Source organism: Nitrosophilus kaiyonis (assembly GCF_027943725.1).
In the GTDB taxonomy this organism is placed as follows: Bacteria; Campylobacterota; Campylobacteria; order Campylobacterales; family Nitratiruptoraceae; genus Nitrosophilus_A; species Nitrosophilus_A kaiyonis.
Genome location: NZ_AP025696.1, coordinates 739783 through 764658, shown reverse-complemented (window position 1 = coordinate 764658; position 24876 = coordinate 739783). Strand labels below are relative to the sequence as shown.

The 24876-nt window shown below is 29.4% G+C and carries 25 protein-coding genes; 5 read left to right on the top strand and 20 right to left on the bottom strand.

Features of this window, described 5'->3' with window-relative positions; translation table 11 throughout:
- Positions 1-2: 2 nt before the first annotated feature.
- The 9 genes from cas5b to QML81_RS03870 form a co-directional block, all read right to left on the bottom strand.
- Positions 3-710, bottom strand: a complete 708-nt coding sequence (cas5b, locus tag QML81_RS03910; RefSeq protein WP_281951884.1) for a type I-B CRISPR-associated protein Cas5b — start codon at positions 708-710, stop codon at positions 3-5.
- Between the two features lie 2 nt (positions 711-712).
- Positions 713-1639, bottom strand: coding sequence for a type I-B CRISPR-associated protein Cas7/Cst2/DevR (cas7i, locus tag QML81_RS03905; protein ID WP_281951883.1), 927 nt, complete (start codon positions 1637-1639; stop codon positions 713-715).
- Complete coding sequence (gene cas8a1, locus QML81_RS03900) at positions 1639-3339, bottom strand: type I-B CRISPR-associated protein Cas8b1/Cst1 (protein WP_281951882.1); 1701 nt, start codon at positions 3337-3339, stop codon at positions 1639-1641. The genes cas7i and cas8a1 overlap by 1 nt, the downstream gene beginning before the upstream one ends.
- Positions 3336-4052 carry a CRISPR-associated endoribonuclease Cas6 gene (gene cas6, locus QML81_RS03895; RefSeq protein ID WP_281951881.1) on the bottom strand — a complete coding sequence of 239 codons (717 nt, stop codon included), beginning with the start codon at positions 4050-4052 and terminating at the stop codon, positions 3336-3338. The genes cas8a1 and cas6 overlap by 4 nt, the downstream gene beginning before the upstream one ends.
- 626 nt (positions 4053-4678) lie before the next feature.
- Positions 4679-5050 carry a thioredoxin gene (gene trxA / locus QML81_RS03890; RefSeq protein ID WP_281951880.1) on the bottom strand — a complete coding sequence of 124 codons (372 nt, stop codon included), beginning with the start codon at positions 5048-5050 and terminating at the stop codon, positions 4679-4681.
- A 78-nt stretch (positions 5051-5128) separates the two neighbouring features.
- Positions 5129-5908: a thiazole synthase gene (locus tag QML81_RS03885; protein ID WP_281951879.1), complete on the bottom strand. Its 780-nt coding sequence runs from the start codon at positions 5906-5908 to the stop codon at positions 5129-5131.
- Between the two features lie 40 nt (positions 5909-5948).
- Positions 5949-6530: a phosphoribosylglycinamide formyltransferase gene (gene purN, locus QML81_RS03880; RefSeq protein WP_281951878.1), complete on the bottom strand. Its 582-nt coding sequence runs from the start codon at positions 6528-6530 to the stop codon at positions 5949-5951.
- The gene (locus QML81_RS03875) at positions 6521-7915 is read right to left on the bottom strand and encodes an NAD(P)H-hydrate dehydratase (protein WP_281951877.1); all 1395 of its coding nucleotides are present in this window, start codon (positions 7913-7915) and stop codon (positions 6521-6523) included. Before QML81_RS03875 ends, purN begins: the two co-directional genes overlap by 10 nt.
- Before the next feature lie 19 nt (positions 7916-7934).
- A complete protein-coding gene (locus QML81_RS03870) occupies positions 7935-8834 on the bottom strand; it encodes a LysR substrate-binding domain-containing protein (RefSeq protein WP_281951876.1) in 900 nt (299 codons plus the stop codon).
- Between the two features lie 152 nt (positions 8835-8986).
- Between QML81_RS03870 and QML81_RS03865 the strand changes: the two genes are divergently transcribed.
- Positions 8987-10042: a YeiH family protein gene (locus tag QML81_RS03865; protein WP_281951875.1), complete on the top strand. Its 1056-nt coding sequence runs from the start codon at positions 8987-8989 to the stop codon at positions 10040-10042.
- Positions 10043-10058: 16 nt separating this feature from the next.
- Here the strand turns inward: QML81_RS03865 and QML81_RS03860 are convergent, their stop codons facing one another.
- From QML81_RS03860 to tig, 4 genes are read right to left on the bottom strand one after another with little or no spacing between them, the layout of a single operon-like run.
- Entirely contained in the window at positions 10059-11561 is a 1503-nt protein-coding gene (locus QML81_RS03860) for a YifB family Mg chelatase-like AAA ATPase (protein WP_281951874.1), read from the bottom strand.
- Between the two features lie 9 nt (positions 11562-11570).
- A complete protein-coding gene (gene def / locus QML81_RS03855; RefSeq protein WP_281951873.1) occupies positions 11571-12107 on the bottom strand; it encodes a peptide deformylase in 537 nt (178 codons plus the stop codon).
- A 1-nt stretch (position 12108) separates the two neighbouring features.
- On the bottom strand, positions 12109-12699 hold the full coding sequence (clpP, locus tag QML81_RS03850) for an ATP-dependent Clp endopeptidase proteolytic subunit ClpP (RefSeq protein ID WP_281951872.1): 591 nt from the start codon (positions 12697-12699) through the stop codon (positions 12109-12111).
- Positions 12696-13997, bottom strand: coding sequence for a trigger factor (gene tig, locus QML81_RS03845; RefSeq protein WP_281951871.1), 1302 nt, complete (start codon positions 13995-13997; stop codon positions 12696-12698). The genes clpP and tig overlap by 4 nt, the downstream gene beginning before the upstream one ends.
- 90 nt (positions 13998-14087) lie before the next feature.
- On the opposite strand from tig, the gene folE reads away from it, so the two are divergent.
- The 4 genes from folE to QML81_RS03825 all read left to right on the top strand — a co-directional run bounded on the left by folE (position 14088) and on the right by QML81_RS03825 (position 18148).
- Entirely contained in the window at positions 14088-14666 is a 579-nt protein-coding gene (gene folE, locus QML81_RS03840; RefSeq protein WP_281951870.1) for a GTP cyclohydrolase I FolE, read from the top strand.
- 248 nt (positions 14667-14914) lie between these two features.
- Positions 14915-16096, top strand: coding sequence for a NifS family cysteine desulfurase (locus QML81_RS03835; protein ID WP_281951869.1), 1182 nt, complete (start codon positions 14915-14917; stop codon positions 16094-16096).
- A gap of 156 nt (positions 16097-16252) precedes the next feature.
- The gene (locus QML81_RS03830; RefSeq protein ID WP_281951868.1) at positions 16253-17236 is read left to right on the top strand and encodes an iron-sulfur cluster assembly scaffold protein; all 984 of its coding nucleotides are present in this window, start codon (positions 16253-16255) and stop codon (positions 17234-17236) included.
- A gap of 168 nt (positions 17237-17404) precedes the next feature.
- Entirely contained in the window at positions 17405-18148 is a 744-nt protein-coding gene (locus QML81_RS03825; protein WP_281951867.1) for an arginyltransferase, read from the top strand.
- Here QML81_RS03825 and QML81_RS03820 read toward each other — a convergent pair.
- The 7 genes from QML81_RS03820 to QML81_RS03790 form a co-directional block, all read right to left on the bottom strand.
- The gene (locus QML81_RS03820) at positions 18145-18393 is read right to left on the bottom strand and encodes a hypothetical protein (protein WP_281951866.1); all 249 of its coding nucleotides are present in this window, start codon (positions 18391-18393) and stop codon (positions 18145-18147) included. The two genes, QML81_RS03825 and QML81_RS03820, sit on opposite strands and share 4 nt — an antisense overlap.
- Positions 18394-18435: 42 nt before the next feature.
- The gene (locus QML81_RS03815; RefSeq protein WP_281951865.1) at positions 18436-19941 is read right to left on the bottom strand and encodes an FAD-dependent oxidoreductase; all 1506 of its coding nucleotides are present in this window, start codon (positions 19939-19941) and stop codon (positions 18436-18438) included.
- A 135-nt stretch (positions 19942-20076) separates the two neighbouring features.
- Entirely contained in the window at positions 20077-21639 is a 1563-nt protein-coding gene (recJ, locus tag QML81_RS03810) for a single-stranded-DNA-specific exonuclease RecJ (RefSeq protein ID WP_281951864.1), read from the bottom strand.
- The gene (gene pyrG / locus QML81_RS03805) at positions 21639-23270 is read right to left on the bottom strand and encodes a CTP synthase (RefSeq protein ID WP_281951863.1); all 1632 of its coding nucleotides are present in this window, start codon (positions 23268-23270) and stop codon (positions 21639-21641) included. Before pyrG ends, recJ begins: the two co-directional genes overlap by 1 nt.
- Before the next feature lie 84 nt (positions 23271-23354).
- Entirely contained in the window at positions 23355-23996 is a 642-nt protein-coding gene (locus QML81_RS03800) for a M48 family metallopeptidase (RefSeq protein ID WP_281951862.1), read from the bottom strand.
- The gene (locus tag QML81_RS03795; protein ID WP_281951861.1) at positions 23986-24402 is read right to left on the bottom strand and encodes a hypothetical protein; all 417 of its coding nucleotides are present in this window, start codon (positions 24400-24402) and stop codon (positions 23986-23988) included. The genes QML81_RS03800 and QML81_RS03795 overlap by 11 nt, the downstream gene beginning before the upstream one ends.
- Positions 24392-24808, bottom strand: coding sequence for a rhodanese-like domain-containing protein (locus QML81_RS03790; RefSeq protein WP_281951860.1), 417 nt, complete (start codon positions 24806-24808; stop codon positions 24392-24394). Before QML81_RS03790 ends, QML81_RS03795 begins: the two co-directional genes overlap by 11 nt.
- Positions 24809-24876 lie beyond the last annotated feature (68 nt).

The following is a 24876-nucleotide window of genomic DNA, read 5'->3' as shown; positions in this document are numbered from 1 at the left end:
ATTTAATATCCGATTAAGTCAATAACTCTTTTATCTTCTTCATCAAAAAGGAGCTCTCCATTTTCTATATAATCGTTATCTATATATACAACATTTTTCTTTTCAAAATATCTAAGTCCTGTTTTATCCAAAAGCTTTTTATCATATTTAAAATTCATTCTATAATTTATACCTGCAATTCCTAAATTAACAGCTGTTTCCTTATTTAAATAAATGCCATAATCTATTATATGTTCTTCTTCTGAAAAGTCTTTATTTATAGGTTCTATAAAATCAATATAATCAATCCTTATTAAATCTTCTTTTCTTCCAAGGGAAGGATATTCGTTTTTTAGAAGATTTTCTTTAAATAGTTTTAGATATTCTTCTTCTGCTTTAATATATATATTCAAATGGATATCGTAAATATTTGTTACAAAAGTGGGAGATTTTGAAAAAACTTTATTTTTGAAACTTTTTAAAACTATTTCCCCTTCTTTGTTTCTTTTTCTATCAAATTTTATAAGTGTTTGCAAATCATGAACAACAGACGAAAATTTTCCCTGGATACTCATTGACATAGGTATATATTCTTTAGCTTCAACTACAGTATGAAACCATCCTCTAACTGCAGATAAAGGCGGCAAAGGATAACTGTCCCAAAAATTAAAACTCATAGGTTTTCTATAATTTGCAAAAATTTGATAAGCTTTTATTTTAAGAAGCTTCACTTTTAAACCCCATAATACTCATTTACTTGTTCTTTTAAAGCTTCGAAGAAATCATTAACATTATGAATTTTCTCTTCAGGTAAAAGATTTTTAATTTCCTTCTCATTTTCCCAGTATCCACCTACAATTCCAATATAAGAATTATCTTTAGCCTTTTTTCCGTTAAAGTCTATTTCCAAAACAGATGAAATAATTGGGGTATCTAAGAGAAATTTTCTTGTTTCACGATTGTATTTTATTTTCAATCTTCCTAAGAAAAACGGATTTTTAACATCATAAACTCCACCAATAGAAAAAAGAGGATTTAAATTTTCCATCCTACCTTTAATGTTTCTATTTAATACTTTTAATACATCTAGAACCATATTGACTCTTCTTGCTTTTTCAGAAGGTTCAAGTGAGATGTTATCGTTTAAATCTTCTCCTACTCTGTCTAACTCAATTGTAATTGTATAAGAGTATAAAGATAAATGATGTTCAAATTGGAATGGATTTGGATCTGTTCCTGCTCTTTGGGCAAAGTTTAGATTGGTTCCAAATTCTACATCTAAAAACATGGGCTCAAGAGATATAGCAGGAGTTATTCTTACAATTGCAGAACGGGTTAGAGCTCCTTTGTCTTTTTCTGTTTTCATATATCCAAATAAATCAGCCTCTATATAATCTTTTATAGTAGCTTCAGGTTTAAACTGGACAACATCTTGATCTGCTGTTAAAGGTTCTTCTTTTTTATTATCTATAAAAAATAATTCCTTTAACATCCTATAGATATCATATCTAATAGCCTGTCTAGATTCATAAGATAACAGTTCACCTGAACGAGAAATTTTCTTAAGTTCTGAAATATTTCCAACTCCTTCTCCATAGTTCAAACTCATTGCATCAAAAATTACTGAAACTGTTAATCCTTTTGGTTGTAAATTAGCCATTATTTTTTTACCTCCTCTTTTTCGTTTCCAAGAAATCCATTTAAAAAGCTATAACCAATAGAATAAAAATCTTCCTTATTTTGCAAAGCCTTTATAAAAGAAGAAGGGATTCCTTCCCCATAAGCCATATAAGTTCGAAGTAAAATATCCATAAATTGTGAACTGTTTCCTATTCTAAGTGAATTTAAAAGTTTATAAGAAAGTGACTGTATTTTATTTTCCGCTTTCTTATCTCTTAAAATATTTGCAAGTTCTTTACCTTTATAATAAACCTTCCACATTTCATTTTCTGACATATTCATTGTTTTGCCTCCTACATCTTTAATAAATTTTGAAACAAGTAGATTTAAAGTTTGAACTTTATATGGGTTTATATTAGTTTCATAATTTTTTGAGCCATTTTGATAAGCTATAAACATTTTTAGAAGTTTGTTTAAGTAATTAAAATAAAGTTTATTTTCTAAGATTAAAGAAATGATTTCTGGAAGTATTGAAATTTTTGTATCTTTTATTTTGTAATAATTTTTGGAAAACTCTTTTAAATTTTCTTTAGTTTGTGATTCTTTTAAAAATTTTGCTTTTTCTCTCGATAGATTAAAAGAATAAACCTTTGGCATTGTTTCATTATTTAGATCTAGTTCTAAGACAGCTATATTTTGAAGAGTAAAAAATGCTTTTTCATAAGATGCTTCTAAAATAAGCTGAGTAAAGAAATCTAAAAGAAGGTTCTGAGTCAAATCTGGATTTAAAACTTCTTTTAATAAATTATTTTTACTTACTAAATCAACAATAGAGCTATCAGAATTAACAAAATAAAAAACTTTTTTGCCATCTTTTTGAACAGGGTTTAAACCTGCGAAATAGGAAAAATAAATAATTTCACAAATTTCGCATAAAGGTAGTTTTGGATTAAAATTCCATACAAAATTTATAGAATCTTTATTAAGTCCGTAGAATTTGGATATTCCTGTATCAAATATAGTTTTTTTACGGGCTAATCTTTCACTGCAAGCAATGCATGGATAAATTTTTTCTTTTTCTATTTTCTTTTCTAATATTGGTAATTCAAAGTCTTCATAAAATTTTTTGAATCTATCTTTATTTACAGATTTATTTAAAAAACTTTTTTGTCCGTAAATATTTCTTAGATAAATTTGAACATCACTTTCCCAAAATTCTTCTTTATCTTTTTTCATAATTTCTATAGCATTTTGGAAAAGATTTATTAAAAGATTTACATCTTTTTTGATTTCATTTTTAGAAGGAATTTTGCCCAGTTTGTCTTTTAATAGCTTAAATCCTTGAAGTATTTTTTTAAATCTGTCAAAAATTTCTATGGGAAGTTTCTGTAAAATTTTATCGCTCTCTTCTTTACCATGAAAATATTTTTTATTTATATAATCTAAATCATTTTTTAATGATTCTAAATCATCAATATATTCTTTAAAAAGCTTTATTAAATTTTCATATCTTCCATACTGGTTAAAAGCATAATCAAAAAATCTTCTAGAAAATTCATAAAAAATTTTTCTATCAAATTCAATATAATTATTCCCAAACTTAAGTAATTTTTCATCTTTTGAAACAAACTTTTGTCTATCTCCAACAGTTTCTAATTTCCATAAATTAGAATTTATATTTAAAAACCCAAGAATACCTGCATTATAAAGCCAGTCACCTAAATAGACTTTTAGCATCATCGCAATACCTCAACCATACCATATCCTTGGCTTCTTTTTGCTCCTATACCTATATCATAAATAAGTTTTAATAATTCATTAGGAGCTTTGAGTTGAAAAACAAGATTATTTCCTATTTCTCCTCCATAAGTTGGAACTATTACACGTTTTGCTTCAAAAATCTGTATATCTATATCTTTTATCATAATTTCTTTATCTAAAAAGTTTTTTGACAAATTGTTTAGGTTATATTTTAGATTTTGAATGAAATTTTCATGATCAAAAGTTAGATATCCTTTTCCTTTTTTGTTTTTTATATTTCTAACTAAAATCGGAGAGAGTGATTTAAATATTGCTTTATCTAATCTAATATTCTTTTGATAGATAGGAAAAATATCAATTGTAAATTTTATATTTGTATCAAAAGGATCATATTTTTCTAATTTTTTTATTCCATTATAAATAAGTGTCGTTAAAATGAGATTATTTGTAGAAAAATAAAATTTAATATTATTAGTAAGGAATCTATTTGTTATTTTCTGTTTAGGATTGATATGTATAGAAAATGTAAATGGTTTTGAGAGATTTTTTCTTTTATTAAAATAATAATCGTAAAGTCTCTTTCCCTCTTCTGTATGCTTTAAAGCCTCTTTTATAAAAGCAAGAAAAAATTTTCTGTATTTTGTAGGAATGAGAACTTTATCAGAATACAAAAAATTTATACCAAAACGCATGGCACACCTTTATATTGATCTTATAAAAGAGTACCATTTCCAAAATAAAACTTATATAAAAAACTTTTTTCCAATCATTTATTTTTCATTAAAAATAAAACTTGATAATAAGAGACAATATTAAGATACGTTTACTATTTTACTTCCAAGTAGTTAAATTTCACTGCATCAAGCAGCTTTTGAAGCTACAATCAAAAATATTCATCACCTACTGCCAAAGGAAAGACAATAAAGTAAAGTATGAAAAACTGATGTTAAGCTAAAATAGATTATCGACGAAAATGAAAATGATATATAAATCAAGATTTTATTTCGTAAATAAGATCTTGAAATTATTGATAATTGCAATAAGGAAAAGTGTATGAAAAATTTAGAAGAACTTTTAAAGAATACAAAATAGGTATAAAAATTAGAAAAATATTGATTATATTTAAGAATAGAATAAAGATCATATGTAATTAATGAGAGGTCTTCCTCATCCTCTTTTGCCCGTCCATCAATACGATACTACATGGCTAGAGAACCACCATATCGATATATGACCTCATAAAATATTATATTCAAATTTCGTCTTTCTTATATTATATTTATAAAAGCCAAAGAGGCAAATGCCTCTTAAATCCTATTTATTGTTGAGTTTGGTTTTGTTTTGCTATATCTTCACGTACTTTTTCCATATCAAGCTCTTTAACTTGACGGATAAGATCTTCTAGAGCCTCTTCTGGTAAAAGTCCAGGCTGCATAAAAAGCACTATCCCTTCTCTTATAATAGCAACAGTAGGAATAGAACTAATATTAAAATGAGCTGCAAGTTCACGCTCTTCTTCTGTATTAATTTTCCCAAAAAGAATATCTGGATGGTTTTGAGAGACTTTTTCAAAAATTGGGCCAAACTCTTTACACGGCCCACACCATGGTGCCCAAAAATCAAGAATTATAATATCATGTGATGCTACTTTATCATTAAAGTTTTGGGAAGTTAAATTTTCTAATGCCATAATATTCCTTATTGTTAAGATAAAGAAATATTATGGCAAGATTTTGTTGAAACCTATATTAATAATTAATCATTATCCTTAAAACTGTATCATTCCCTCTGTTGGACTTGATGCTGTTGCATAAGGCTTTTTAGGAATTCTTCCAGCCAAATAGCTTAATCTTCCAGCTATCACAGCATTTTTCATAGCTTCTGCCATCAAAATAGGATTTTTTGCTTGAGCAATTGCAGTATTTGTTAAAACTCCATCAGCTCCAAGCTCCATAGCAATAGCTGCATCGCTTGCACATCCAACTCCAGCATCAACAATAACTGGAACATTTACTGCCTCTTTTACAAAAACAACATTATATCTATTTTGAATTCCAAGACCACTACCAATTGGAGCTGCAAGAGGCATAACTGCAGCGGCTCCTGCATTTTCAAGTCTTCTTGCAACAATTGGGTCATCATTTGTATAAGCCATAACAGTAAATCCCTCTTTTGCTAAAACTTCGCAGGCTTTTACTGTTTCAATTACATCAGGATATAGAGTCTTTTCAGTATCTCCAATTATTTCAAGTTTAATAATATCAATACCTGTTGCTTCTCTTACAAGTCTAAAAAGAGTAATTGCCTCTTCTGCAGTTGTACACCCTGCACTATTTGGCAAAAACTGAACATTGCTATCTTTAAAATAGTCCATTAGATTCTCTTTATTTGGGTCAGTTATATTTACTCTTCTAACAGCTACTGTTATCATCTCAGCACCACTTGCAATAGTTGCATCATATGTTGTTTTAAAATCTGGATATTTACCGCTTCCAACAATCAGTCTGCTTGTAAATTCATATTTTCCTATTTTTAAAATATCGCTCATCTACTCTCCTTAAATCAGATAAAAAATATCTTATTTTATTTTACTTTTTTTTAATTAAAATATCAACAATTACTTTTGGATATATTTCATATTCTAATTCATGAATTCTTTTTTCAAATTCCTCAAAACTAAGTCTATCTTTTTTAAAACAATCCTGTTCTAAAATCTCCCCACTATCAAGCTCTGATGATACTTTATGAACAGTAACTCCTGCTACTTTCATATCGCTTTCAAAACTTCTTTTTAATGCATTTGCTCCTTTAAAAAGCGGTAAAATTGAAGGGTGTATATTTATAGCATTTTTTATATTCTCTGTAAAAATAGGTGTCAATATTCTCATAAATCCTGCAAGTACAACTAAATCGGGACTCTCTTTTTTAATAGCTTTTACAAGTTCTTTATCAAACTCTTCTCTTGAAGTATATTTTTTATGGTCTATTATCTCAACCTCAACACCTTCCCTTTTTGCTCTTTTTATACCATTTGCCAATGGATTATTTGTAATAGCTTTGCTAACAACTATTTTTGTATCGTTAAACTCTTTATTATGAAGTTTTTTGATAATATTTTCAAGATTTGTTCCCTCTCCGCTAAAAAGAATAACAATTTTTTTTATAAACACCCTAAAGCCTTTATCAAATCATCTGGTGTTAAAGAAAAGTTTGTTTTTTTAACTTTGTTTGCTGCGATTGTATGAGCTAATGAGCCATTTATCGCTGCATCTAATGTCTTATATCCTTGAGCAAGCAAAGCTCCAATAAGCCCAGTTAACACATCACCACTTCCACCTTTACTTAATGCTGGTGAGCCAAGAGTATTTATAAAAATTTTTTCTCCTTTTGCAATTATTGGATTTGCTCCTTTTAATACCAAGGTTACATCTGGATATTTTTCTATAAATTTTTCAACAAATAAAAGTCTATTTTTTTGAATCGTTTCAACCTCTACATCATCAATATTTAAAATTTTTAGCAATGATGAAAACTCTTTTGGATGGGGTGTTAATACAATATTTTTCTTTTTTATTAACTCTTTTATTTTAGAGCTATAAAAAAGGTCTGCATCAATAACCAAAGGAATTTCATGCTTTAAAACAAGCTCATTAAAATCTTCATCACTATATTCCATTCCGAGTCCCATTCCAACAGCAATTGCAGAAGTGTTTTTTGGAAGTGTATTTGAATGCATTAATTCATAAGGAATAGAAATTTTCTCATTTGTTACAACAGTTACAAGTCCTGCTCCAAAATTTAAAGCACTAAGAGCTGCCATAATTGCAGCTCCCTCTTTTTCTCCAGCAATTACTGCTAAATGTCCATAATCTCCCTTATGTGAACTTTTTTTCTCTCTAACAGGAAGTTTTAAATCCTTCTCTTCTAAAAGCTTTATATTTGATTCATCTTCATAAAATTTTTTTGATACTCCAAGGTCAACTACTTTTATCTCTCCAACATAATCTTTAGCAAGATCCATAACAAGAGAAGTTTTTATTCCTCCCATAGTAAATGTAATATCAGCAATAAAAGCATATGGATTTGGATATCCATCTATATTTATTCCAGTTGGAATATCAACAGCTATTTTAAATGCATCCATTCTATTTAAACAGCCAAGTAACTCAACTATATCCTCTTTTAGAGGTTTGCTAAGACCTGAGCCAAAAAGTGCATCTACAACAATATCACACACTTTTATATCATCACAAAATTCTCCACCTAAAGCTAAAAATCTATCAACTTGAATTTTACACATATCAGACTTTGCACCATATGGCATGTAAAGTTTTACATCAAAATCACCAAGTAACAATCTTGCAAGAGCCACCCCATCACCACCATTATTCCCAGGGCCAGCTACTATTAAAATAGAACTTCCTTTTTGAAAATTTTCTCTTATATATCTATTTATTCCATCTGCAGCATGCTCCATCAATATATCTTCAGGTAGATTATATATTTCATAACATCTTTTATCCAAATAAGATACGCTTTTATAAAGATTTTTCATAATATCTCCTATATACCAATTATCTTTTTAATATTTCGCTAAATCTATATCTTGCAAAAATAGAAAACTTTTTAAAAAGATCACTTTTATATTTATCTTTATGATGAATTTGATAAAACTCTCTTGTAAAATCAAAGCCTTTTACTTTTATCTCGTAAAGCTCTTTGTTTTCTAACTCTTTATTTACTGCAATTTTTGAAATACAACTTATTGTTCCTTCTGCTTCTTTAAGCACACTTTTTATAGCTTCTGTGTGTCTTAATTCTAAAAATAGATTCAGTCCAGTTATATAATTTTTTATTTTATTAAAAAAAACACTTCTTGTCCCTGAGCCCTCTTCTCTTAAAACCCATTTATAATCCAAAAGATTATCTATAAAATACTCTTTCTTTTTAACAAGACTTTTATCACCTGTTACAATAACAAGCTCATCTACTCCAATGGGTGAAAAAACTGTATTTAAACTTTCAATCTCTCCTTCAATGTAACCTATATCTATATCACCTTCTTCAACCATTTTTGTAATTTCTGAGGTATTTCCAATTTTCATCTTTATTTTTACTTCTGGATATTTTTCCATATATTCACAAACAATATGAGGCATTATATAATCTGCTATGGTAGTGCTTGCACCAATACTTAGCTCTCCTTTATTCTCTTGGGACATAAACTCCTCTTCGATATCTCTCAATTTTTTAACAAGAGGCTCTATTGCATGTTTAAAAGCTCTTCCTTTTTCATTAAGAACAAGTTTTTTTTGAATCCTATCAAAAAGTTTACACCCAAGAGTACTTTCTAACTCTTTCAACGACATTGATACTGCAGACTGACTTAATCCTAAATCCTTTGCAACTTGAGTTAAATGTCCTATTTTTGCAACTTCTAAAAATATTTCCATCTGTCTTAATGTTATTCTCATCTCCTACCTTTTCAAAATTCTTGATGATAATATATCAAATTTATTTATTTTACTTATTTTAATAAAAATATTATAATCCAATTTAAGGAAATTTTTATTTATTATAAAATTTTTTGATTAAATTTATCATAAAAATAGATAAAAGGAGTAATATGGCTTTTTCTAAAGAAAATATCAAATATACATTAAATGGTATTTTATTTGTAGCTCTTTTTACGATTGCTGCTATACAGATTTCTCAAGTTGGATTTATTAAATCTCTTGCAATAAGTCCTTTAATAATAGGTATAGTTATTGGTATGTTTTATGCTAACACATTAAGAACTCATATCCCAAAAGAGTGGGTTCCTGGAATTGTATTTAGCTCAAAACAGCTACTTCGTTTTGCAATTATTCTTTATGGATTTAGGATAACTTTTCAACAAATTGCTGAAGTTGGCTTAGCAGGACTTACAGTTTCAACTATAATGCTTACAACTACTTTTATTCTTGGATGGTGGCTTGGCGTAAAAATTTTTAAACTTGATCGTGATACTGCTGTTCTTTGTGCAAGTGGATCAAGTGTATGTGGTGCTGCAGCTGTCTTAGCAACAGAACCGGTTTTAAAAGCTGAACCTTATAAAAGCGCAGTTGCTGTTGGAACAGTTGTACTTTTTGGAACAATTGCAATGTTTACCTATCCTGCACTATATAAAGCAGGGATTTTTAATATGGATCCTTCTGTTTATGGAATATATGTTGGAGGAACTGTACATGAAGTTGCCCAAGTTGTTGCAGCTGGTGGAGCAATAGGAGGAGCAGCTGCGGATAATGCTGTAATAGTTAAAATGACAAGAGTTATGATGATTGCTCCGTTATTAATTATTTTAGGAATTATTGTTTCTAAAAGTAGTGTAGAAAATGTAGCAGGAGAAAAAACAAAATTTAAAATTTCAATTCCTTGGTTTGCAGTATGGTTTATTGTAATGGCTGGAATAAACTCATTTTTAGTTGGGATTGAATCATTAAAACCAGTTCTTACTGGTATAAATCAAGTAGATACATTTTTACTAACTATGGCAATGACTGCTTTAGGAATGGAAACTAGTGTTGAAAAATTTAAGCAAGCTGGAATTAAACCAGTAATGCTGGCACTTATAATGGCTATTTGGCTTATGGTTGGAGGATATTTTATCACAAAAGCAGTTGTTTCAATTTTTGGAGCATAATCTTTAGAGGCAAAAGCTATCTTTTTCTATAGCTCAATGCCTCTAAAATATGTTTTTTCTCTATCTTTTCGCTCCCATCCAAATCTGCAATAGTTCGTGAAACCTTTTTAATTTTATTTATACTTCTAAATGTAAGAGAAAATCTTTCAATTGCATTTTCTAAAATATTTTCTGCATCTTTTGATAAGATACAATATTTTTCAATCTCTTTTTCATTAAGTTTTCCATTAAACTCATTTTGTTTTCTCTCTTTTTGAAATATAAATGCTTTTAAAATATTTTTATACATCTCAGAAGATGAAATTGTACTTTTGTCCTCTTTTTTAATTTCACTCATTTGTACATAGATATCAATTCTGTCCAAAAATGGCTCAGATAGTCTATTTTTGTATCTTTGTATCTCTACATCACTACATCTACACTCTTTTGTAGTACTTAAAAGATTCCCACATGGACAGGGATTCATTGCGCCAATAAACATAAAATCTGTTTGATACTCTATTTTATTATTTACTCTTGATATTAAAATCTTTCTATCTTCTAAGGGCTCTCTTAATGCTTCGAGAACATTTTTTGAAAAATGCGGAAGTTCATCAAAAAATAAAATCCCCTTGTTTGCTAATGCAACTTCACCAATTTTTGCACTATTTGTACCACCACCAAAAATGCTGGCTTTTGTAGATGAATGGTGCGGTGCTCTAAATGGTCTAAGAGGTATAAATTGTGGCTCTTTAGAATCCATTGCCTCATTTTTTGCAATTTCTAAAATTTCCTCTAAAGATAGAGGAGGAAGTATGTATCTTAATCTTTTGCTTATCATACTTTTACCACAACCAGGACTACCTTCAAAAAGTATATTATGCATTCCTGTTGCAGCTATTAATGCGGCTCTTTTTGCAAATTCTTGTCCTTTAACATCTAAAATATCCATTTCAAAACTATTTAGATAATAATATTTTTTATTATCTTTTACAAGATAATCACTATCAATTTCACTGCTTTCAATCTCTTTTATATTTTCCTCTTTAAAAAAATCGATAGCCTCTTGGAGATTATCTACTGGATATATTTTAATATCTGGTATTTTTGAAACTTTTTTTGCTGAATCTTTTGGAATAACAACTTTTAAGTTATTTACACTTTTTCTCAAAGATAAAATAAGTGGAAAAATTGTATTTGTATCTTTTAATTTTCCATCAAGTCCTAACTCTCCAAATATATAATAGTCTTTAAAATCTACATTCTCTTTTTGCAGCGCAATGCTTAATGCTATTGCTAAGTCAAAATGGCTTCCACTCTTTTTAAGATCACTTGGAGATAGATTGATAGTTATTTTTAAGGGGGGAAATTTAAAATCGATAAAATTTAAAGCTGATTTAACTCTATCTTTTGATTCTTGGATTGAATTTGAAGCAAGACCTACAACACTAAAAGATGGAAGAGCTCTTACAAATGAGCTTTCAACCTCTACTGTAAAAGCTTTTCCATCTGTAAAAGTTGCACAAAATAGTTTTTTCAATCTTTACCTTTATTTGACTTTTCCTTTTTTGCTACCTCTCTCTTTTCTTCTTTTTTTCCACTCTTTTTCAAATTTTTTTCTTTTTAAAAAAGATAGTTTTTCTATGAAAAGATGTCCATTTAAATGATCAATCTCATGTTGAAAGGCTATTGCTAAAAGTCCATCACTCTCTACAACTTTTTTGTTCCCAAATCTATCAAAAAATTCAACTTTTATCCACTCAGCCCTTTCAACATCATCATAATATTCTGGAACACTAAGGCAACCTTCGGTATATGTAGTATTTCCTTTAGTCTCTAAAATTTTAGGATTTATTACTTCAATGAGATCCTCTTTTTTTTGTTCACCCTCTTCATTTGGAAGATTTATAATCAAAGCTCTTAGAGGAACTCCTACTTGGATAGCTGCAAGGCCTATACCATTTTTAGCTATCATAGTTTCATACATATCATCTAAAAGTTTATGGAGTTCCTCATCAAATTTTTCAACTGGTTTTGAAATCTGTTTTAATCTTTTATCTGGATAAACAACAATCTCTCTAATCATTTTATTTCATACTTCTTTCCAAAACTTGATCTATAAGTCCATAATCTTTTGCTTCTTCACTACTCATAAAAAAGTCTCTATCTGTATCTTTTGCTATTTTTCTCAAAGGTTGGCCTGTATTTTTAGCCAATATATCATTTAACATATGTTTTAATCTCAAAATCTCTTTTGCTTGAATCTCAATATCTGTTGCTTGCCCTTGAGCACCACCTAAAGGTTGATGAATCATAATTCTTGCATGTGGAAGAGCGTATCTTTTACCTTTTGCACCACTACTTAATAAAAACGCTCCCATTGATGCAGCTTGTCCTATACATATAGTTGAAACATCTGGCTTTATATAGTTCATAGTATCATATATACTCATTCCACTAGTTATTACTCCACCAGGAGAATTTATATAAAGATAGATATCTTTATCTGGATCTTCTGCTTCTAAAAATAGAAGTTGAGCAACAATAGAAGAGGCTACTGCATCATTTATCTCTCCACTTAACATAATTATTCTATCTTTTAATAGTCTTGAATATATATCATAACTTCTCTCACCTCTTCCTGTGCGCTCAATTACATATGGTATGTAATAACTCATTTAGCCTCCAATTTTTTATTTAATAGATGTGTCAACAATTTATCTTCTATCATAGCCATTTTTATAGCAGGAAGCAAGCCCTGTTTTTTATAAGCTTCTAATACCTCTTGCGGATTTTGTCCCATCTGCATTGCTTCATAATAAATTGTTTGAATCACCTCTTGATCATCAACTTTTATTCCCTCTTTTTTTGCCAAAGCATCAACAATAAATGTAGCTTTCACACTTTTCTTTGCTTCATCTTTTAAAGACTCTCTTAATTCTTTAACTTTATCTGGATTTTCTCTAAGCTCTTTTAACTCATCTTCGCTCATGCCTCTTAGTTTCTCATTAAGTTTTATATCAATCTCTTGCTCTACAATATTTTCTGGTAAATCAAAATCAAACTTTTCTACAAGATTTTCAATAAGTTTTGGTTTTAACTCTTCATTATATAGTTTTGAAAGTTTTTCACTTTTTATCTGCTCTTTAATTTTCTCTTTTAAAAGATCAACTGTTGGATTTTCTTCATTTGGAAGCATCTTTTTTGCAAGCTCATCATCTATTTTTGGTTCTTCTTTTACTTGAATCTCTTTTAATGTAACATCAAATTTTGCTTTTTTACCTGCAAGTTCTTTGTTGTGATAATCCTCTGGAAAAGTTACCTCAATTGTTTTACTCTCTCCTGCTTTCATTCCAACAAGCTGCTCTTCAAAACCAGGTATAAATTGTCCACTTCCTATTTTTAATTGAAAATTTTCAGCACTACCGCCTTCAATCTCTTTATCATCTACATACCCTTTAAAATCAATAATAGCTATATCACCCTCTTGTAAAGGTCTATCTTCTTCTAATTTTTTTGGAGGAGTCATCGCTTCAGCCAACTCTTTTAATCTTTTCTCAACCTCTTCATCGCTAACTTCAGGCTCTTTAAATTCTGGAATTGCCTCTTCATATCCTTCAAGATCAATTTCTGGTCTAAAAGATATTTTTATCTCTGTTTCAATCACTTCATCTTTTTTATCAAATTTTGTTACTGCAGGTTCACCTAAAATATCCTCTTTATTTAATCCAAGCTCTTCTAAAGCTTTAGCATAAACTTCTTGTAAAGCTTCAGCTTCAGCATCTTTTTCTATCTTTTCGCCATATCTTTTTTTAACAATTGCTATAGGAACTTTGCCTTTTCTAAAACCAGGAAGGTTTAAAGTTTTACTTAGCTCTTTAGCTATTTTTTGAGTTTTTGATTCGATATCGCTTTTTGCAATTTTTGCATTAACTTCTGCATTTGCATTATCAACTTTCTTTGCTACTATTTCCATTTTTACCCTTTTTTAAAAATTTTAGTTGCAATTTTAGCAAAATTATGCTTTACTTTTGTAAAAAAGTTTTAATTAAAAAGGATTTTTTTTATGAACAGGCAAAAAGAGTTTGAAAACGCTGTAAAAACAATGCTTAAAATTATTGGAGAAGATCCAAACAGAGAAGGACTGATAAAAACTCCGGAACGTGTTTATAAAGCTTTTTTGCATTTAACAAAAGGATATAGTCAAGATCCAAAAGAGATTTTAAATGAGGCTCTTTTTACTTCGACTAATGATGAAATGGTTATTGTTAGAGATATAGAATTTTACTCTTTATGCGAGCATCATCTTTTACCTATTATTGGAAGAGCTCATGTTGCATATATTCCAGATGGAAAAGTTGTAGGATTATCAAAAATACCTAGAATGGTGGAAGTTTACGCTAGAAGACTTCAAATACAAGAGCAGATGACCGAACAGATTGCTGATGCATTAATGGAGTGTGTAAAACCAAAAGGTGTTGCTGTGGTAGTTCATGCAAGACATATGTGTATGGAGATGAGAGGAGTAGAAAAAATATGCTCAACAACTGTAAGTTCAGCTTTAAGAGGAGTTTTCAAAGAAAACTTGAAAACAAGAGAAGAGTTTTTTAGTATTGTAAACGCCCCGCAAAATATAAGGTTTTAGACATTAGTCATCAGTCATTGGACATTAGGAATTGGGAATTTGGAATTAGTCACTTCAAACTTGAAACTTTTATGATATTAGCAGCTTCACTACTTCACTCCTTCACAGCTTTTTGTCAATAATAATTTTCTCACTCACCATACTCACCTTACTCAACTAACTTAACTATATAATAAATATTTAAGAAATATTGCTGTAACATTTGAGCAAATTAATTAGGACTAATTTTGTCTTATTTTGGAGTGAAAATGAAAAAAGTATATTTAGACAACAACGCAACAACAATGGTTGATCCAAAAGTAAAAGAAGCAATGGATCCATTTTTTTGTGAAATTTATGGAAATCCAAATTCACTTCACGATTTTGGAACAGCTTCTCATCCAGCTTTGCGAAAAGCTATGGATCAGTTATATTCAGGAATAAATGCGAGAGACGAAGATGATATAGTTGTAACAAGCTGTGCTACTGAGTCTAATAACTGGGTTATAAAAAGTGTATATTTTGATTATATTAAAAATGGTAATAAAAATCATATGATAACAACAGAAGTTGAACACCCTTCTGTATTAGCAGCTTTTAAATGGCTTGAAAAACAGGGTGTTAGAGTAACATATCTTCCTGTTAATAGCGAAGGGATTGTAGAAGCTCATACAGTAAAAGATTTTATAAGAGATGATACTGCTCTTGTTTCAATAATGTGGGCAAATAATGAAACCGGTATGATATTTCCAATTGAAGAAATTGCTGAAATTTGTAAAGAAAGAGATGTACTATTTCATACAGATGCTGTTCAAGCAATAGGAAAAATAAAAGTTGATGTTCAAAAAGCAGGAGTTGATTATTTAAGTTTTTCAGCACACAAATTTCATGGTCCAAAAGGTGTTGGAGGATTATATATCAAAAAAGGGAAAGAGCTTACGCCGCTGCTACATGGGGGAGAGCATATGAGGGGTCTTAGAAGCGGAACATTGAATGTTCCAGGAATTGTAGGTATGGGTGAAGCAATGGAACTTGCTAACTATTATCTTGAGTTTGAAGAGAAAAAAGTTAGATATTTAAGAGATAAACTTGAAGATGCACTTTTAAAAATTCCTGATACATTTGTTGTTGGAAATAGAAAAAATAGAGTGCCAAATACTATTTTAATAAGTGTAAAAGGTGTTGAAGGCGAAGCAATGCTTTGGGATTTAAATAGAGCAGGAGTTGCAGCAAGTACTGGAAGTGCATGTGCAAGTGAGGATTTAGAAGCAAATCCTGTTATGGAAGCTATTGGAGCTGAAGCAGATTTGGCTCATACTGCAGTAAGGCTAAGCCTTTCAAGATTTACAACAGAAGAAGATATCAATTATACAATTGATGTTTTTAAAAAAGCTGTTGAGAGACTTAGAAGCATATCAAGTTCATATGCTTATAAACCAGTAGTTAGGTGAGTGGTTAAGTAGTTAAGTGGCTGAGTAGTTGAGTGGTTGAATAATTATTTTAATCTAAATATTTTAACTACTTAATAAGTTTAACAACACAACTAATTAAACTGCTCAACTTTTTTAACCTTTTTAACATATATACAAAGATTTAGGAGAAAAGAAATGGCAAAAAATGATTTAATAAGTGGAAATATCTGGGAAGAGTATAGCCAAAAAGTACAAGACTTAATGAACAATCCAAGAAATAAAGGCGAACTAACTGAAGAGGATGCAAAAAGATTAGGCGGAGAGTTAATTGTAGCTGATTATGGTGCTGAGAGCTGTGGGGATGCGGTTAGATTATACTGGATAGTTGATCCAAAAACAGATAAAATTTTAGATGCAAAATTCAAATCTTTTGGATGTGGAACAGCTATTGCGAGCTCAGATACTATGGTTGAGTTATGTAAAGGAAAAACTGTAGATGAGGCAGTAAAAATTACAAATATTGATGTTGAAAAAGCGATGAGAGATCATCCTGATGTTCCAGCTGTTCCACCTCAAAAAATGCACTGCTCAGTTATGGCATATGATGTTATAAAAAAAGCTGCGAGTCTTTATAAAGGCGTTGATATGGATAGCTTTGAAGATGAGATAATTGTTTGTGAATGTGCAAGAGTTAGCCTTGGTACAATAAAAGAGGTTATTAAATTAAATGATTTAAAAACTGTTGAAGAGATCACAGATTATACAAAAGCTGGTGCATTTTGTAAAAGCTGTATAAAACCAGGTGGTCATGAGGAAAGAGAGTATTATCTTGTTGATATATTAGCTGAAACAAGAAAAGAGATGGAGGAGGAGAAGATGAAAGAAGCTGCAAATGCTCAAAATGAAGGAAAAGATATATCTTTTAATGAAATGACTACTGTACAAAAACTAAAAGCCATAGAAAAAGTGATAGATGAAAATATCCGCCAATTTTTAGTAATGGATGGTGGAAATATGGAAATTATAGATGTTAAAGAAAATGGAGCTTATACTGATGTTTATATAAGATATATGGGAGCGTGTGCAGGATGTGCAAGCTCTACAACAGGTACTCTTTTTGCAATTGAAAATACATTAAAAGAAAAACTTGATGAAAATATTAGAGTATTGCCTATATAATTAGAATAGTTAGAATAGTTAGATGGTGAGAGAGTGAGAGAGTGAGAGAGTAAGAAAGTTAGAAAGTCATTAGTCATTAAGTAATTGGTCATTAATAGTATAAATTTAATGACATTAATTTCCAATGACTAATGACCAATGTCTAATGACTAATTTAAAAGATAGAGTATGAAGAGAGAGTTTAAAGAAAATGAATCTATAGATTATTGCGTTCTTGATTATGAGTGTCCCTATTTGCCAGATAAAAAGACAAGAATGTATTATAGATTTATCCCAAAGGCTACTAAAGATCTTGTTACCAATCTAATTCAAAGAGGATGGAGAAGATTTGGATTTTCCTATTTTCATCCTATTTGTAAAGATTGTAATGAGTGTAAAAGCTTAAGAATAGATGTTAAAAACTTTAAACCTTCACGTAGTCAAAGAAGAGCTATTAAAAAAAACAGAGATACTCAGATTATTATTAGAACACCAACTATCTCTTTTGAACATATTGAACTTTATAATAAATATCATAAGTTTAAAGCAAAAAAGAGTGGTTGGAAATATACAGAAATTGATCTGCAAACATATTATGAAGAGTTTGTAGTAGGAGCTCACAATTTTGGAAAAGAGGTTCTATATTTTTATGATAAAAAATTAATTGGTGTTGATTTAATTGATATTGTAGATGATGGAATAAGTTCCATCTACTTTTTTTATGACCCAGATTTTGAAAAACTATCTTTAGGAATTTACTCTTTACTTATTCAGATTGATATAGCTAAAAAATTAAATCTTGATTGGATATATTTAGGATATTGGGTTAATGGATGTAAATCTTTTGCATATAAAACTCAATTTAAACCATATGAACTTCTTGATGGATTTCCTAAAAGTTGCGAAATTCCAAATTGGGAAAAAAGAGATTAAATTTTTGTTTTACTTCCCTTATCTATCGCTTTTTTTACAACTTTTATAAAAAGCCTAATAATTAAAATAAAAAAATATACTCCAAAACTAAAAACAAAAGGATGAAATGGTCCAAAAGGGCTAGTAGGCAAAGCTTTTATATGTTCTATAGGATGAGATATCCAAGCTTGAAAATGCATTATTAATGATAGAAGAATGAATATTAAAACATATAAAAAAACCTCTCTTATTAAGACTTTTTTCATTAAAGAAAACCTTTTATTGCAAAGCCAAAAGGCTTTGCAATTTTACATTAATCCTCTCATCATTAGGTGCCAATACATAGGTTTTAACATATATAAGTCAAATGCCCACCAAATCCATCTTGGTTTTGCTGGATCTAAGATAGGAAAAGATGGAGCTGGTTTTGTTCCATAGTTAAATTCAGCAAGCATAATTTTTCCATATTGAGTTTTTAATGGACAAACAGTATAACCATCAAATTTAGCTGTTGGCTCTTTTCCTTCCATTACAGATATAAGGTTTTCTTGCAATATTGGTCCATGGTGTCTTGCACTACCACCAGTTTTTCCTTTAGGAATACCAAGAACATCACCTATTCCAAAAACATTTTTATATCTTCTATGTTGCAATGTATACATATCTGCTTCCATCCAACCCTTACCAGTTCCTTTTTGCCATGCAAGAGGAGATGTTTTAAATTCATTTGATGCACTCATTGGAGGAACGATATGTATAAAATCGTAAGGCATTTCTACCATCTCTTCTTTTGTAATCATCTCATACTCTTCAAGATCTGGATCCCATTCACCTTTTACTTGATATGTATGATGAAAAGTAGCTATTTTTTTATTTGCATCAATTTTAACAAGATTATGATTCCATTTGTTTTCAATATTTCCATACATTGGTTGAACAATATTTGTCAAAGTTTCATTATATTCTTTAATTCCAAATAGTTTACTGCCTTTTCCTTTTGTAAAATAAAATTTCGCATTCATATGAACATCTTCGCCGCCAACTGGGCCATTTCCTCTTAAGAAATCGTTACTTAAATAAAGAATTTTTTGAGGAGCACCACCACATTTAATTGGAGTATTTGGCTGAGTACAGATAACATTTATAGGTTTTTCTTTACTTGCCTTTTTAGCAGCATCTCTCATTTGATTAAACCAAGCCCAAGTTATCTCTCCACCTTTAACGCTTCCAGTTTCAGGATCGTTAAGATATACACTTGCAATACCATTTTTACCAAGCATATCTTTCGTTAAGCCTTCAATTTGCTCATATTGATATGAAATTCCAACAGCTACAACTAAAAAGTCATATTTTATTTTTCCATTTTTTGCAGTTATAACTTGATTATTGTCTGGATCAAACTCCATAACTTTATCTTTTATCCATTTTACACCACTTGGCATAAGATCTGCATTTGGTTTTTTTATATCATCTGCTTTATAAAGACCAGCAGCCATAAAAACTTGTCCAGGTTGATAAAGATGAAGATCATTAGGAGCAATAATAGTAATTTTTGCATTTCCAGCTGCACGTCTCAATCTTGCAGCAGCCATTATTCCACCAGCTCCACCACCTACTATAACAATGTGAGCTTTTGCATCTGTTTTTTTACCCTGTTCTTCAGCATGCAGTTTTGAAGAGCCTCCAACCATAACTCCAGCTGTACTTAAACCCATTAACTTTAATGCATCTCTTCTTGAGAGTCCTTCACTTTTAAGAGTCTCTTCAATAACTTCTTGAACCTCTTGAAGCTTTTTGATATCTTTTTTGTCCATTTTTTACTCCTATTATAAATAATATCGATAGATTATATAAAAAAAAATGTAATAAAAATCTTAAACAAATAATAATTAGATTTTAATATTAATATAAATAAATATTATAAAATATTTTGTCACTATTTTGTTATTTCACAGAATTTTTAGTATATTTAATTGAATATAAATATTATCATTAAATATATTTTTAATAGGATAATAGATAATATCAATATAATTTTTATTTATATTTTCTATTTGTCTAAATTTTATTGCTTTAAAAAATCTATCTTCTTGTCTTAGTGTCATAAGTAAATGGTCACCATTTTCTCCTACCATTCTTGATTCTATTACTTCTACATTGTATGCAGCAAATTTAGGCATTGGATTACTCTCGCCATATGGTGCAAAGCTTTCTAAAATTTTTAAAAGTTCCCAGTCAACTTCGCTAAATTCAAGCTCACCCATAACTTCATCACTCTCTATCCAATCCTCTTTTTTTAATTTTTTTATTGAATTTTCAAACTCTCTTTTAAAAATATCTAAATTTTCTGGTTTTATAGTTAGTCCAGCAGCTTTTTTATGACCACCAAATTTTTCTAAATATTCTCTATTTTTATCAAGTAGTGAAAAAAGATCTACATTAGCAAAGCTCCTACCACTTCCTTTATAAAACTCTTCACTTTTAGTTAAAACAAAAGAGGGTTTTTTATATTTTGAAACAAGTCTTGCTGCTACTATCCCTACTACTCCTTCATTCCAATCTTCCCCAACTGCACATATAAAATTTTTATCATCAATTTGACTTATAGCTTCCTGAAAAACTCTTTTTTCTTCCATTTTTCTTTGACTATTTAATGCAAGAAGCCTACCATAATAGACTGAGCTTTCTAAACTATTTTTACTTGTTAAAAATTTTAAAGCAATTGATGCATCATCCATTCTTCCAGCACTATTTAAAATCGGAGCTATTACAAAACCAAAATCTTCAGCATTAAATTCATTTTTTTTCAAGGTTTTTCTTAAAAACTCAATAGAGGGCCTTTGGCTTTTTTGAAAATATTTAATTCCAGCTTGAACTAAAGATCTATTTATATGCTTTAGAGGCATTACATCAGCAATTATTGCTATTGCTAAAATATCTAAAAATCTTTTCATATCAATATTAATATTTAGCTCTTTTTTTAATTGAGCAATAAAAAACCAAGCAACTTGGGCTCCACAAATATCTGGATATTCAAAATTACAAGAGTCTTGTTTTGGATTAATTATTGCGTAAGCATCAGGTAGATTTTTTGAAGGTGTATGATGGTCTGTAATGATAAGATCAATTCCTTTTTCTTTACAATAATTAGCTGCATCAATGGCACTAATTCCATTATCTACAGTGATTATTAAATCACAATCAAGCTTTTCTATAATTGATCTGCTTATTCCATATCCATCTTTAAATCTATTTGGAATTTTTATAGTCACTGGATAATCTATAATCTCAAAGAACTCTTTCATTATAGATGTAGAGACAACACCATCAACATCATAATCACCAACAATAGCTATTTTTTCTCTATTTTCTATCGCTTTTTTCACTCTTAAAGAGGCTTTTTTAGCATCTTTTAAACTGTGTGGAGATGGAAGAGAAGAGAGTTTTACAAATCCCTCTTCAAATCTTTTTAAAAGAATCTCATAAATTTTCTTTTTTGTTAATTTAATCATTAAATAGTTTCTCTATTTTTTAAAGAGTTTTCGATAAATGCTTTTATTAGTGGATTTGGATTTTGTAAATGCGAAGTAAATTCAGGATGAAACTGTACTCCTACAAACCATGGATGCTTTTCAATTTCAACAGCTTCAATAAGCCCTTCTTTACTCTCACCACTTACTACCATACCTGCATCTTCTAAAATTTGTCTATATTTTGGATTGGCTTCATATCTGTGTCTATGTCTTTCATAAATTATCTCTTGATGATTATAAGCTTCCCAAAGTTTAGTATTTGGTTTAACTATACAAGCATACTCTCCAAGTCTCATAGTTCCACCCATTGGTGAAGTGTGAGTTCTTATCTGCTTTTGCCCAGATTGATCAATAAATTCATCTATTAAATATATAAATGGATACTCAGTATTTGGATCAAATTCCATAGAATTTGCCTCTTTTATACCAAGTACATTTCTAGCAAACTCTATGATTGAAAGCTGCATTCCAAGACATATTCCAAGATATGGAATTTTATTTTCTCTTGCATATTTAATTGCCTCTATTTTTCCTTCAACACCTCTTTCTCCAAATCCTCCAGCTACCAAAATACCATCTGCATTTTTTAGTAACTCTTTACTACCCTCAGCTTCAATTAATTCGCTATCAACCCAATTTATATTTACTCTTGTATCAAGATTAGCCCCAGCATGTACCAAAGCCTCTGTTAAAGATTTATATGACTCTTTAAGACCTAAATATTTTCCTACAAAAGCAATATTTACCTCATCTTTAGGAGCAATAATCTTTTTAACCAAAATATCCCACTCATCCATATTTGGATGAAGTTCTCCTAGCCTAAACTGTTTTGAAATAGGATATAAGATATTTTCTCTTAAGAAATTTAGTGGAACTTTATAAATAGTTTCAGCATCTCTTGCCTCAATTACCGCATGTATATCAATACCGCAACTTCTTGCAATCTTTTCTTTAAGCTCTTTTGGAAGAGGCTTTTCACATCTTGCAATTATCATATCTGGAGTTATACCTATTCTTCTTAACTCCTGAACACTATGCTGAGTTGGTTTAGTTTTTAATTCACCTGCTGCTTTTATATAAGGAACAAGTGTTACATGAATATTATATGCTTTATGAGGCCCTAAATCATGAGTCAATTCTCTTATCGCCTCTAAAAAAGGAAGTCCTTCAATATCGCCAACAGTACCACCCAATTCTACGATTAAAACATCGTGGCCTTTTCCAGCTTTTTTTATTCTGTTTTTTATCTCATCTACTATATGAGGAACAACTTGGATAGTTTTTCCAAGATAATCACCTTTTCTCTCTCTTTTTATAACAGATAGATAAACTTGACCTGTTGTAAAATTATTCTTTTTTGAAAGTTTCACATTTAAAAATCTCTCATAATGCCCAATATCAAGGTCTGTTTCTGCGCCATCTGCTGTAACAAAAACTTCCCCATGCTCAAGTGGGCTCATAGTTCCTGGGTCAACATTTATATATGGATCAATTTTGAGTATTGAAACACTAAGCCCTGAATGTTTTAAAAGAGTTCCTATACTAGCACTTGATATTCCTTTCCCAAGAGAACTTAATACACCACCTGTTACAAAAATATATTTTGTCATGAAAATATCCTTGATACTTTTTAAGATAGATTTTATCTAATAGAAGCTTTAGAATGAATAATTTTAAATATAAATAAAGATATATCAAAAAATAGTTTTTAGATAGTTTTCAAAAAGCCATTTTTCACAATATTTATAATTTGGACACCTTTTAGACACCAATGTCCAAAAATCCTTTGAATGGTTAAAATGTGTCAAATGGGAAAGCTCATGAATAATGACATAATCAATTACCTCTTTTGGACACATTATAAGACGATAAGAAAAGTTAAGATTATTTTTACTGCTACAGCTTCCCCATCTTTTTTGAGCAGAATTTATTTTTATATTATTAAAAGAGAGATTAAAATTTTTAGCAAAATATATAACTCTTTTTTCAATATATTCTTTTGCCTCTTTTTTATAAAAATCTATTAGGTTTTCTTTATCAAAATTTTCATTATCAATATAAAATGCATTATCAAAAACTACTTTTTTAACACCTTTTTTTATTAATAGAGGGTACTCTTTTCCAAAAAATAAAAATTTCTCTCCCTCTTTAAATATTTTTCTATTTTTTTCATAATTTTCTAAATTGATTTTTATCCAAAAAAGATGCTTTTTAACAAAATTGTCGATAGTTTCTCTATTTATAAAAGATGGAGCTTTAATAATAACAGCTCCATCTTTTATAAATAGTTTTAAACTTTTTCTTCTCTCTTTTATAATTTTGTATTTAATATCCAAAATTTAAATCCCTTTTCATTTTATCTATCAAACTATCTGCAACACTTTTATCAAATTTTCCTTTAAAATCTCTTTGAGAGCGATAAAAAAGTTTTTTATCTTTATATATCTCAAATCTTACATATCCATCAAAATCACTAGCTAGAGACTTTGCTGCAGGAGATTTGCAGTAGGTTACATAATTTGAGGAGATTTTTAAACTATATGGGCACTCTTTTTTTGATAATTTCTTTATAAAAGGATTTTTTCTAACAATATATTCAATAAGAATATTGTCTGAAGATATTTTTAAGCAGTTAATTTTCTCTTTTGCTAAATTTTTATCGTATATTTTTGTGTATATCTTTTTTTCACATCCTAAAATAGATAGAGCTGCAAAAAGCAGCCCTAAAATTTTATATCTCACCTTTATGAGCTTTGTGTGAAGCTATCCAATCTTCTATATTTCCAGTAAATACAAAAACATTTTCATAGCCTAAAACTTCTAAATATGCTTTTACTCTGCTTGCAAATAGACCTTTTAAACAAGCAGTTACAATAACGGTTGTTTTATCTTCTGGCAATATATCAAGATACTCTGTAAATTCATTATATGGAGTATAATATGCATCTGGAATATCAGCTTCTTCCGCATTTTCTCCAGTTACTTTTGCAGGTGGTCTAACATCAAGCAAAATTGCTCCTGCTTCTTTAACAAGCTCCATTGCTTTTTGTAGATCAACATTTCCAAGTTCATCTTTTTGTTTATTTAACTCTATTTGCTCTTTGATTCTTTGAGCTACTGTTTGTTCAAATTCTGTTAATTTTCCCATTATGGCCTCCTAATATTTTTATTTCATTTATAATTATATATCAATAAACTTAAATTTTCTGCTACTTT